Consider the following 8324-nt stretch of genomic DNA (forward strand, 5'->3'; position numbering starts at 1 on the left):
ACACCGGCAAGAAGAACGCCGAACGCAACGCCGCCTGCCGGGCCACCAGCTTGGACTGCAACACCGCCGCCAACACGAACGGCACCGGAACCAACACCAACAACGTCCCCGCCGTATACAACGCCGTGTTCCGCAACGCAGTGAAGAACGTGCTATCAGAGAACAACCGGCGATAATTACTGAACCCGCTCCACTCACTGACACCAATACCCTCGATGTCCTGGAAACTCAGCACCACGGCATAACCCACCGCGTACACCCGGAACACCCCGAACAACACCAAGAACGGCAACATGAACACCATCGCCACCACCCACCGGCGATGGAAAAACGGCGTCTTGGGCCGACGGGCCTCCGAGCCCCGGGTGCGTTGTCTGGTCAGCACGGCCATGTCCACCCCCTACTCGTCCACCGAGCGAACCGCTTCGGCTGCCCGTTCCAGCGACTCCTGCGGATCCACGCTCTCCTCGACCACCTCGTATGCCACGTTCTCGGCGAGTTGGGTGATCGCCTCCGGGTAGCGCGGGCCGGTGTACTCAGGCGCCAGCCGGTCGAACATGTCCAGCAGGTTTGTCATGACCGGCTCGTTGTTGAACCACGGGTCGGGCTCGGTCAGTGCCGGGTCGTCGTAGACGTCGTTGCGGAACGGGTCGAATCCGAGGTCGGTCCACAGCGCGACCTGCGCCTCCTCGGTGAGCTTCGCGAACCCCAGGAACTGCTTCGCCGCGTCGAGCTTGTCCTCATCGATCTGCGTGGTGATCGCCGTGCCGGTGCCACCGCCCATCGTGCTGATGTTCCCCCCGGGCTCGAACTCCGGCAGCGGACGGACCAGGATGTCGCCCTCGGTGTCCGGCATGAAGTCCTTGAAGCGGATCATGTACCACTGCGGCATCCACACCGACGCGTATTCACCGTTGTTGAACGCCTCGTAGTACGTCGGGTCGTGGTGTTCACTGCCGGGCGGCGCCTCCGCGATGCCGTGCTCGTGCACCATGTCCGAGATCAACTGAACGGCCTCGACGTTCTGCGGGCTGTCCAGGATCAGCTCGTTGTTCTCGTCGTAGACACCGCCGCCGTTCTGCTTCATCAACCCCAGCAGAGACATCGGCGCCGTGGTCTCCACGGTGGTCATCATCGCGTCGGTGTTGGCCTCGACCTGCTTGCCGGCCTCGATGTAGTCGTCCCAGGTGACGATCTCATCGACGTCCACCCCGGCTTCCTGCATGATCGCGTTGTTGTAATACATCACCACGGCACCGAGGTGGTAGTCGATCCCGTACTCCACGCCGTCGGACTGGTACGGCGCGAGCCGCTCCTCCACCAGGTCCGCCCGGTGGTTGTCGACGATGTCGGTGAGCGGATGCAGCTGCACGTCACCGCGGAGGTAGGTGCCGAACCTGCCGATCTCGATATCCACGACGTCCGGCGCGCCCGACCCGGACTGCAGCGCGACCAGCAGCCGGTCGTGCATGTCGGCATAATCGGCGACCGAGGCGTTGATGACGATGTTGTAGTCCGAGTTCTCCGCGTTGAACTCCTCCGCCCGCTCCATCATGAAGTCGGCATGGGCGTCGACGAAGGTCCAGAACTCGAGCTCGATCTCCTCACCCTCATGCTCCGGGTCGACCTCCATGACCTGTTCCTCGCCCGCACCGTCTTCCAGGTCGGAGACGCTTCCACCGGTGTCGCTGCACGCGGCGACGACGGTAGCGCCGGCGACGAGGACGCTGACGAGCACGGGTCGGCCGGGTCCCCTGTGGAGCCTCGTCGTACGTGTTCCCGAACATCTGACCATCGGCTGTTACCTTCCTCCGCGCCCCATGATCATCAATGCCTCGGACCGACCACGACCGGTTCGGCCATTGATGATCATGGGGATCAGCGGTGTCGATCAGTCCATGGAGCTGACCTCGTCGGCCGCCTGCTCTAGCAGTTGCTGCGGGTCGCCGCCCTCCTCGATCACCTCGTAGGCGACGATGTCGCGGAGCTGCAGGATGACCTCCGGATACCGCGGACCGGTGTACTCCGGGGCCAGCCGGTCGAAGACCTGGGCCAGGTCACTCATCACCGGCTCGTTGCCGAACCACGGGTCGGGTTCGGTCAGCGCCGGATCGTCGTAGACGTCCACCCGGAACGGATCGAACCCCAGCTCGGTCCAGAGCGCCACCTGCGAGTCGTAGGTCAGCTTGGCGAACTCCAGGAACTGCTTGGCCGCGTCCAGCTTGTCCTCGTCGATCTGCGTGGTGATCGCCGTGCCGGTGCCACCGCCCATGGTGCTGATGAAGCCGCCCTCGTCGAACTCCGGCAACGGACGGATGAGGATGTCACCCTCGGTCTCCGGCATGAAGTCCTTGAACCGGGTGACGTACCACTGCGGCATCCACACCGACGCGTACTCGCCGGCGTTGAACGCCTCGTAGTACGCGGTCTCGTGGTGCTGGCCACCTTCGGCGACCGTCGCGATCTCGTGTTCGTGCACCATATCCGAGATCAGCTGGAGCGCTTCGACGTTCTCGGGGCTGTCCAGGATCAGTTCGTTGTTCTCGTTGTAGGTGCCGCCGCCGTTCTGCAGCATCAGGCCGATGACCGAGAACCGGTCGGTGGTCTCCACCGACGCCATCATCGCGTCCGTGTTCTCCACCACCTGCTTGCCGGCCTCGATGTAATCGTCCCAGGTGACGATCTCGTCGACGTCGACGCCGGCCTCTTCCATGATCGCGTTGTTGTAATACATCACCCAGGTGCCGAGGTGGTAGTCGATCCCGTACTCCACGCCGTCCAGCTGGTATGGCGCGAGCCGCTCCTCCACCAGCTGGTCGCGGTGGTTGTCGACGATGTCGTTCAGCGGATGCAGCGGGACGTCGCCGCGCAGGAAGGTGGCGAACCGCTGGATCTCGATGTCCACCAGATCCGGGGCGCCGGTGCCGGACTGCAGGGACACCAGGAGCCGGTCGTGCATCTCCTCGTAGTCGGCGGTCGACGCGTTGAGGATGATGTTGTAGTCCGAGTTGGCCTCGTTGAACTCCTCAGCACGGGCGATCATGAAATCCGTGTGGGCATCGACGAAGGTCCAGAACTCCAGCTCGATGTCCTCACCTTCCCACCCCTCCTCGGATTCCATCTCCCGCTCGGCGGTCTCGCCGCCCTCCTCGCCTTCTCCGCCCTCGGAGTCGAGGTCCGAAATGCTCGGGCTGTCCCCGCCGCACGCGGCGATCGCGGCCGCGCTGAGGATGGCCGCCGAGCCGAGCGCAAGCGATCTGCGAATTCTTGTTAGCGCTAACACTGTGCACACCTCTCCGACGCGTTGTTCTTCGATCGATCTGGCCCCGCACCCCTCCGTGGTGCCTCGGTCTCGAACCCGAGACCGCTGAACGCTCCGAGGTGTCCGAAATTTCGGACGCTAGCCGGTATTCTGGATGGCTAGGAATGTTAGTTGTGACCCAGGACACGGTCAAGAGATCGTCCGGTAATTTCTCGTTCACGCGGCGGTGACACCCCAGCATGGCACGGCGGGGGCCTCCACGAATCGGACCATATCGCCGCTTGTCGCAAGCTCTCGGCGTGCCATGCACAGGCGCCCGGCGTGCCATGCCAGGGCGCTGGGAACCGTGGGCGACGTACCCTCGAGGAGACGGCAAGTGAGTATGCGATGAGCCTCATCCAAGACGCACGGCGCGCCGCACGCCGGACGCCGCCCCAGCGCAACCGCCACGTCGACCTGTTGCGGGCATTCGCCATCGGCGTGGTGGTCTTCGGGCATTGGATGGCGATCGTGGTATGGACCGGCGACGAGCTCGACGCGGACAGCGCACTCGAGTACCTGACCTGGGGACATCCCCTGACCTGGATACTCCAGGTGATGCCGCTGTTCTTCCTGGTGGGCGGGTATGCGAACGCCGCGTCGATCGACTCCCACCACCGGCGCGGCGGCGACACGTTCGGATGGCTACTCAATCGCGGTGCACGCCTGCTGCGGCCCACCACGGTGTTTCTGGTCGCCCTCGCCGCCGCCGGCGCGACCGCACGCCTGCTCGGCGCCGACGCATCGACGGTCGCGCTCGGCGTGTGGGGCGCCTCGATCCCACTGTGGTTCCTGGTGGCGTACATCAGCCTGGTGTTTCTGGCACCGCTCGCGCACGCCGCGCACGCACGCTACGGCATGGCGTTCCCGGTCGTGGCCGGCGTGCTCGTCCTGCTCGTCGACACGGTGCGGATCCACGGCGACGCACCGATCGCCGGCAACGCCAACTACCTACTGGTTTGGCTGATCTTCCACCAGCTCGGCGTCGCCTGGCACGAAGGCGGCATCTCGGCCACCGTCCGTGCCGGTGTACCGCTGTGCGGAGCCGGACTCGTCACGCTCGTCGCCTTGACCACGGTCGGGCCGTACCCGGTGAGCATGGTCAGCGTTCCGGGCGCCGAGCTGCAGAACGCTACCCCGCCGACGTTCGCCCTGCTGGTGCTGGGATTGACCCAGTGCGCGGCGGCCATGGCGCTGAGCGGGCCGGTCAACCGGGCGCTGCGCGGCGCCCGCGCCTGGACCGGTGTGGTGGCGGTGAACACGGTGGTTCTGACGCTGTTCCTGTGGCATATGGCGGCAGCCGTGCTGGTCTCCGCCGTCCTGGTCGGCACCGGGATCATGCCGCAGCCCGACGTGGACTCGGCCGCCTGGCTGCTGCTACGGCTGCCCTGGCTGGCGGCATGCGCCGTGGTACTGGCCGGTCTCGTCGCCCTGTTCGCGCGGATCGAGCTACGCACCGCCGGCCTGCCGCGGATACACACCGTCGACGACGCCGCCCTCACCGGTCGCCTGGTACTCCGTCGGGGGGCCTGGCGCGTCATGGTCATCGCCGCGATCGTCTCCGCCGTCGGCGGCCTGCTGATCGTCGCCGCGGCCGGCAGCGACTATGTGAGCGCCACCGGAGTACCGCCGGCCGCTCTCGGCTGCTACCTCGTCGGTGTGTCCCTGCTCCGGTTCGCGCGTGCCCGGCATTCCCGCGCCGACGCCGAACCGCGGCAAGGCTGAGGACAGCACGACCCACATCTCGGCCACCTCCTGCATCGATGTATCACGATTCCGACAGGCGGCAGCTCACACCGGAGCGCGCAGCTGGGCCGCGAGCGGGCACTGGAAGGGGTCCAGGTCGGCACGGCCCACCCGGTTCAGGTGCCGCACCACGATCCGCCAGGACTCCACCAGGCCGGCCTCGGTGTACGCGATCCCGTGCTCCGCGCAGAACTGCTTGACCATGGGCTGCGCCGCGCGGAGCCCGGGCAGCGGCATGTTGGGGAACAGGTGGTGCTCGATCTGGTAGTTCAGGCCGCCCATCGCGATGTCGACGAACCGGCCGCCCCGCACGTTGCGGCTGGTCAAGACCTGGCGACGGAGGAAGTCGACGCTCAGGTCCCGAGGCACCACGGGCATGCCCTTGTGGTTGGGGGCGAATGACGAACCCATGCTCAGCCCGAAGACGGCCAGCTGAACCCCGAGGAACGCGACAGCCAGGCCGGGCGAGAGGACCGCGAACAACACCACCGGGTACAGGGTCAACCTGGCCACCAGTACCGGGATCTCGAACGCCCGATGCTTCACGTGGCCTCGCCCGAACACGGTGCGGATCGAGGAGACGTGCAGGTTCAGCCCGGCCAGCAGCAATAGCGGGAAGAACAGTGTCCCCTGCCGCTTCACCCACCAGCTCGAGAACGACCGGCGACCGTGCCGTGCCGCCGCCTCGTCCGGGCTGAAGACCAGAGCCGCCGGCTCGATGTCCGGATCGACGTCGACCTTGTTCGGGTTCGCATGATGCCGGCTGTGTTTCGACATCCACCAGCCGTAGCTCAGCCCGACCACCACGTCTCCGAGCAGCAACGCGGCCCGCTCGTTCCACTTACCGGAGCTGAAGATCTGCCGGTGCGCGGCGTCGTGGCTCAGATAAGCCACCTGCGTCAGCAGCAGCCCGAGCACCGCCGCCGTCGCCAGCTGCCACCAGCTGTCACCGAGCGCCAGGAACGCCCATCCGGTCGCCGCGAACAGCAGGACCAGTACGACTACCCGCAGCAGGTAGAACAACGGCCGGCGCCGCAGCAGCCTGGCGGCCCGCACCTGCCTGGACAGCTCGGCGTACTCACTGGTGTAACGGCGTTCCGCGGAACCGCGAGGGCGTCGCGCCGGACCGTCGGCACCGCTCACCGGGCCCGATGGACCACCCTCGAGCGCGTCGAAACCGCTGGTAGTACTGGGAGAATTCGACTTCATACATCCGTACCATACGGACGTATAAATGCCACGACAGCGGTGCTGACGCCAGAACCTGGGGTAGGGATAGCCCCACCCTCGAGCCACCCGCACCCTGTGCCTGGTGCGGTGACTACACCTGCATGGTGCGGTGAGTACACACCAGGATCGCCGGGAAAGCGCGTACCAACGTGTGCTCACCGCACCATGGATCAGGCGGGCGCCGCCGGGCTACTCCGCAACGGGCGTCCAGGCGCTGTCTTTGACGGCGCTCTGCTCGACCGCTGCGAGCACCCGCTGCACCCGCAGTCCGTCGTCGAACGACGGATCTGGGTCACGTCCCTCGGCGATCGCGTTCACCAGGTCCAGCGCCTGATGAGTGAAGCCGTGCTCGTAACCCAGCAGATGCCCCGGAGGCCACCACGCCGCCAGGTACGGATGGTCCGGCTCGGTCACCAGGATCCGCCGGAACCCGGCCGTCTGCGAGGACTCGGCACCGTCGTAGAAATGCAACACGTTCATGTCCTCGAAGTCGAAGGCCAGCGCCCCTTGAGAGCCGTTGATCTCGATCCGGATCGCGTTCTTCCGGCCGGTGGCATACCGCGTCGCCTCGAACGTGGCCAGCGCTCCGCCGCTGAACCGGCCGAGGAACACCGCCGCGTCGTCGACCGTCACCTCTCCCAGCGGCACGTCGCCGCCGTCGACGTGGCCGCCGAGTTTCACCCCCGACCCGGCCGGCGCGGCGATCGGGCGCTGCCGGATGAACGTCTCCATCATCGCGCTCACTCCGGTGATCTGCTCACCGGTGATGAACTGCGTCAGGTCCACGATGTGCGCCCCGATATCGCCCAGCGCGCCCGAACCCGCACGTGCCTTCTCCAGCCGCCACGACATCGGCGCCGCCGGGTCGTTCAACCAATCCTGCAGGTATTGGGCCCGCACGTGCCGGACCGCGCCGATGCGGCCCTCGGCCACCACGGCGCGGGCCAGCGCGATGGCCGGGACCCTGCGGTAGGTGAACCCCACCATCGCCCGCACCCCCGACTCGCGTGCCCGGGCGGCAGCGGCCGCCATCTGCTCGGCCTCGCCTACCGAGTTCGCCAGCGGCTTCTCGCACAGCACGTGCTTGCCCGCCTCCAGCGCCGCGATGGCCATCTCGGCATGCGAGTCGCCCGGCGTGCACACGTCCACCAGATCCACGTCGTCTCGGGCGATCACCGCGCGCCAGTCGCTCTCCACATGCTCCCAGCCGAACTTGTCCGCCACGGCCGTCGCGGACTGCACGTCGCGGCCCCCGAGAACGGTCAACCGCGGCAGCAACGGCACATCGAAGAAGCTGCGCACGTTCCGCCACGCATGTGAGTGAGCCACGCCCATGAAGGCGTAGCCCAACATCCCGACCCCGAGAGTCGCCCTGTCGTCATCAGTCATGGATCAGATCCTTCTTCTCATCGCGAGCTGTTCACCTGTGATGTCAGTGGTCGTGCGTGTCAAGATCGTGCGGACCGGCACCCGGGTCGTCCGGGTTCAGCGGCAGGCTCAGATGGACGTGCCCGTGGCCGGCGTCGATGTTGAGCTGGTCCAGCTGCAAGGCGGCCGGGCTCCAGGACGCGACCGCGTCGGCACGCAGCTCGGACGCCAGCGCGACGAGCCGTTCGTGCTGCCCGCCCTCGGCCTCCAGCGCCTCCGCGTAGAGGCGCAGCGCGGAATCCAGCAGCTCGAGAGTGAGCGAGATGCCCTGCCGGGTGAGGTTGATCTCGGTCGACGCCGACGGCGGATCGCCCAGGCGCGCGGACGCGTCGTCGACCGCGGCGCTCCACGCCTCCAGTTCCGAGGCCGCCGGTGCCTCCTGCGACGGCGGACCATCCACCGGCAGGTACTCATGCAGGCCGCCGAGCACCGGCATCAGGCCGCCGTGGATGGCGACGGCCAGATCGGTCAGCTCCACCACCTGCTCGGCGTGCCGGGCCTCCTCGGCCGCTTCGAGCTCGGCCACCCGGTCGGAGTTCGGTACGCCACCGGCGGAGTCGTGGGGGGGGGGGGCGCCCCCCCGGCGGCCGGCGGCGCCCCCCCCCCCCGCCCCCCCCCC

The 8324-nt window shown here is 67.3% G+C and carries 7 protein-coding genes; 1 reads left to right on the forward strand and 6 read right to left on the reverse strand.

What is annotated here, in order from left to right:
- From G1H10_RS25300 to G1H10_RS25310, 3 genes are all read right to left on the reverse strand, one after another.
- A partial coding sequence (locus tag G1H10_RS25300; protein ID WP_376778660.1) for a carbohydrate ABC transporter permease occupies positions 1 to 385 on the reverse strand: 385 nt, incomplete at its 3' end.
- 15 nt (positions 386 to 400) lie between these two features.
- Positions 401 to 1738: an ABC transporter substrate-binding protein gene (locus G1H10_RS25305; RefSeq protein ID WP_163743207.1), complete on the reverse strand. Its 1338-nt coding sequence runs from the start codon at positions 1736 to 1738 to the stop codon at positions 401 to 403.
- Positions 1739 to 1891: 153 nt separating this feature from the next.
- Positions 1892 to 3283 (reverse strand): ABC transporter substrate-binding protein, encoded by a 1392-nt coding sequence (locus tag G1H10_RS25310; RefSeq protein ID WP_163743209.1) that lies wholly within the window; start codon positions 3281 to 3283, stop codon positions 1892 to 1894.
- A 366-nt stretch (positions 3284 to 3649) separates the two neighbouring features.
- On the opposite strand from G1H10_RS25310, the gene G1H10_RS25315 reads away from it, so the two are divergent.
- On the forward strand, positions 3650 to 5026 hold the full coding sequence (locus G1H10_RS25315; protein WP_174264657.1) for an acyltransferase family protein: 1377 nt from the start codon (positions 3650 to 3652) through the stop codon (positions 5024 to 5026).
- Positions 5027 to 5092: 66 nt separating this feature from the next.
- Here the strand turns inward: G1H10_RS25315 and G1H10_RS25320 are convergent, their stop codons facing one another.
- The 3 genes from G1H10_RS25320 to G1H10_RS25330 form a co-directional block, all read right to left on the reverse strand.
- Positions 5093 to 6256 (reverse strand): fatty acid desaturase family protein, encoded by a 1164-nt coding sequence (locus tag G1H10_RS25320; RefSeq protein WP_163743211.1) that lies wholly within the window; start codon positions 6254 to 6256, stop codon positions 5093 to 5095.
- A gap of 210 nt (positions 6257 to 6466) precedes the next feature.
- Positions 6467 to 7666, reverse strand: a complete 1200-nt coding sequence (locus G1H10_RS25325; RefSeq protein ID WP_163743213.1) for a Gfo/Idh/MocA family protein — start codon at positions 7664 to 7666, stop codon at positions 6467 to 6469.
- Positions 7667 to 7709: 43 nt separating this feature from the next.
- Complete coding sequence (locus G1H10_RS25330) at positions 7710 to 8231, reverse strand: hypothetical protein (RefSeq protein WP_163743214.1); 522 nt, start codon at positions 8229 to 8231, stop codon at positions 7710 to 7712.
- Positions 8232 to 8324 lie beyond the last annotated feature (93 nt).

The organism is Phytoactinopolyspora halotolerans, assembly GCF_010550675.1.
Lineage (GTDB): Bacteria > Actinomycetota > Actinomycetes > Jiangellales > Jiangellaceae > Phytoactinopolyspora > Phytoactinopolyspora halotolerans.

What these genes read in the sequence shown, in the direction of transcription:
- G1H10_RS25315 (WP_174264657.1), top strand. Translation starts at nt 3,650, where the DNA reads ATGAGCCTCATCCAAGACGCACGGCGCGCCGCACGCCGGACGCCGCCC.
- G1H10_RS25320 (WP_163743211.1), bottom strand. Translation starts at nt 6,256, where the DNA reads ATGAAGTCGAATTCTCCCAGTACTACCAGCGGTTTCGACGCGCTCGAG.
- G1H10_RS25325 (WP_163743213.1), bottom strand. Translation starts at nt 7,666, where the DNA reads ATGACTGATGACGACAGGGCGACTCTCGGGGTCGGGATGTTGGGCTAC.